This window comes from Aerococcus sp. L_32, from assembly GCF_050689315.1.
On the sequence record NZ_JBOEQF010000272.1, the window covers coordinates 1 to 2,833 of the forward strand.

Genomic DNA, 2,833 nt, shown 5'->3' on the forward strand with positions numbered 1-2,833 from the left:
GGTCTCTGGCCCGTTCTGCTTTTGAATGGCCCCCTTTGACAATCACGTTTTTAGCCCCATATCCTTGTATCTTCAATCCCGCCGCCAACATATCCGCTTCTGATTCAATGGTCATGTCAGCGATGATTTCTGCTTCAGGAATATTTGGTGTAACCAAAGTCACTATAGGTAGTAACTGGTTTTGAATGGCGTCGATGGCGTCTTGGTCTAAGAGCTGATGCCCCCCTTTAGCTACCATGACGGGATCAACAATTAATGGACCAAAGTCTACCTTTTTTAAGTTATTCACGACATTTTCTACATATGCCCCGTTAAATAACATACCTGTTTTAACAGCGCCAATCTTAAAATCTGCTGCAAGTGAAGCAAATTGTGCATCAATAAAGTCCAATGATACCGGTAAGGATGACTGGACACCTAGGGTATTTTGCGCTGTAAGTGCGACAACAATGGACATCCCAAAAGCCTTACGCGCTTGGAAGGTTTTCAAATCCGCTTGAATGCCTGCCCCACCACCTGAATCAGAACCTGCGATAGTCACTACTTGTGGTGTTGTATTCATCATTTAGTTCACCTCCAAGATTCCTGCCAAATTAGCCCGTAATTGCCTTACTCGGTCAGGCATACTATCTGCTAACATAATTTCAGAAACCACTGAAATCCCCTTAATGCCTGTGTCTTTTAGTTGATCTATATTATCTAAATGAATCCCCCCAATAGCCACAACCGGTATCGACACTTGGCTTGTAATTGTCCGCAAAGTATCCACCGTCACTAAAGAAGAATCCTTGGTTGTTGTAGGGAATATAGCTCCCACGCCTAAATAATCTGCCCCTTGTTGGAAGGCTTCTTCTGCCCGTTCTAAGGTTTTGGCTGAAACCCCTAAAATCTTATCCGAACCAATCAGTTTTCGTACAACATTTACAGGTAATTCATCATCACCAATATGAACACCAGCAGCATCCACCGCTAACGCTAGATCTACCCGGTCATTAATAATTAAAGGTACGGCGTATCGGTCCGTAATCGCCTTTAATTTTAAAGCTAATGCATATGCATCACGACTCGTCGCCGTCTTATCGCGGAATTGCACTAGAGTAACCCCTGCTTTAATAGCGTCTTCAACCACTTGTAAAAAGGCGTCTTCTTGGTAATCAAAACTCGCTGTGACTAGGTATAAACTGTAATCCATTATAGTTGACCTCCCTTGATATCTGTTAACCATTCATCGTCTGCCAACAATAGAGACAGGTTATTCAATGTTGCCTGTCTAAAATCAGCTAGGCCATGTGTTGTTGCGTCTGCTTTTTCACCACATAAATTGAAGTAAGATACCGCTAAAATTACAGCGTCTAGGACTGGCTGACCAGCCCCTAATAAGGCTGTAATCAAGGCACCGACAATGTCTCCCGTCCCAGTAAAGCGCCCAAGATTGTCTACGCCATTTTTCAAGTAGTAAATGCCTGACGCGTCAGCGACAACGTCTATTGGTCCTGTCGCTAATAAGGTTGTACCGGCATGGTCTGACACCCATTCTTGCATGGCTTGGCCCAGTTCCACTAAGGCTGCCTGACTTTGATCATCGGCCCCTGCGTCAACGCCTCGTCCTGTTGATCCTAAGCCACAGAAGGTCCGCATTTCAGATAAGTTTCCCTTGATGACATCTGGTGTGGATGCACTGATTTCTTGGGCTAAGTCGTTACGCAAGGGACTGGCTGAAACACCTACTAAATCCAGAACGAAAGGCGTATCTGTTTCTTCAGCTGTTCTAGCAGCCAATAAAATGTTGCGGATTTTCTCAGGCGATAAACTCCCAATATTGATCAAGGCCCCGTCGTTTTGATTGAAGAAAACTTCCATCTCAGCTGCCTGGTCTGCCATGACTGGCGCCGCCCCCACATACAATAAGGCATTGGCCACTGATTCCACCGTCACAGTATTGGTTAAGCACTGAATTAGCGGGCTTTTAGCTAATGGAAATGGGTTATCGTAAGTTGGTAAAGCTTTTAATGTATATAAATCGATTGTCATCATTAAATCCTTTCAATATCGCATCTTTTTAAATCATTATGGTGGCGTATCATTGGTATACAATTATCTAGACACCTTTTGGAAAATAAAAAAATCCCCCTTTCCTGTCAGTATCCGACAAAAGGGGGAAATAGTCGTCCAAATGAATGATAGCAAGGCAAAAAGCCAAACGGATCATATTTTTGACAATATTTACTACATTTTCCTTCGCCAGTATTAACTGTATCAGGTTCCATGGGTATAATCTCAGCTGTCACAGCACCCCAAATGTCTCTATGAATTAACTCTATTCAAACAATCTTTTAGAGGAATGTCAACCCTTTCAATATGAGTAAAACCTTGAAATCCATCAGATGATTATTGGACGGGTGTAGGTGGTATGGGTATAATAAGGGGTATTCGATACAAATTTATAGGAGGTCTACCAGTATGAAAACATTCAAAAATCACACTCAAGTCGACACGGAAGTTCTTAGAGAAATCTGGAACGATATTTTGGTGGATGGTGTCGCTTTCCCTGGTTTAGACCTCTATTCGAGTGAAAATTTTGAGAAGAAACTGGCTGCTTATGATCAAGTTGACATCTTGCTGGTGGATGATAAGATTGCTGGTTACTACCTGATTAAAGCAAATAACGAAGGGCGCGCTAGTCACGTGGCCAACGGGACTTACGCAGTGAATAAAGCCTTCCGGGGTCAGGGTTTGATCAATGACTTGGTAGCAAAATCCATTGAAACGGCTAAAATACACGGTTTTAGAGGGATTCAGTTCAACGCAGTTGTGGCCGAGAACAAGGCTGCTA

General features: G+C 43.1%; 4 protein-coding genes and 1 riboswitch. Of the genes, 1 reads left to right on the forward strand and 3 read right to left on the reverse strand.

Features of this window, described 5'->3' with window-relative positions; all coding sequences use genetic code 11:
* The 3 genes from thiD to ACRCJ0_RS11605 form a co-directional block, all read right to left on the reverse strand.
* Positions 1-565 (reverse strand): bifunctional hydroxymethylpyrimidine kinase/phosphomethylpyrimidine kinase (gene thiD, locus ACRCJ0_RS11595; RefSeq protein WP_431390515.1); only part of this gene is annotated, 565 nt, incomplete at its 3' end.
* Positions 566-1,192: a thiamine phosphate synthase gene (gene thiE, locus ACRCJ0_RS11600; protein WP_431387361.1), complete on the reverse strand. Its 627-nt coding sequence runs from the start codon at positions 1,190-1,192 to the stop codon at positions 566-568. It abuts the gene before it with no gap.
* Positions 1,192-2,031, reverse strand: coding sequence for a hydroxyethylthiazole kinase (locus ACRCJ0_RS11605; protein ID WP_431387377.1), 840 nt, complete (start codon positions 2,029-2,031; stop codon positions 1,192-1,194). The genes thiE and ACRCJ0_RS11605 overlap by 1 nt, the downstream gene beginning before the upstream one ends.
* Before the next feature lie 185 nt (positions 2,032-2,216).
* Positions 2,217-2,307: riboswitch (TPP riboswitch) on the reverse strand.
* Between the two features lie 153 nt (positions 2,308-2,460).
* Between ACRCJ0_RS11605 and ACRCJ0_RS11610 the strand changes: the two genes are divergently transcribed.
* The coding region (locus ACRCJ0_RS11610; protein WP_431390516.1) for an N-acetyltransferase family protein at positions 2,461-2,833 on the forward strand (373 nt) is incomplete at its 3' end.

Excerpts from the sequence above, each read along its gene's own strand:
- ACRCJ0_RS11605 (WP_431387377.1), bottom strand. The coding sequence starts at position 2,031 with ATGACAATCGATTTATATACATTAAAAGCTTTACCAACTTACGATAAC.
- thiE (WP_431387361.1), bottom strand. The coding sequence starts at position 1,192 with ATGGATTACAGTTTATACCTAGTCACAGCGAGTTTTGATTACCAAGAA.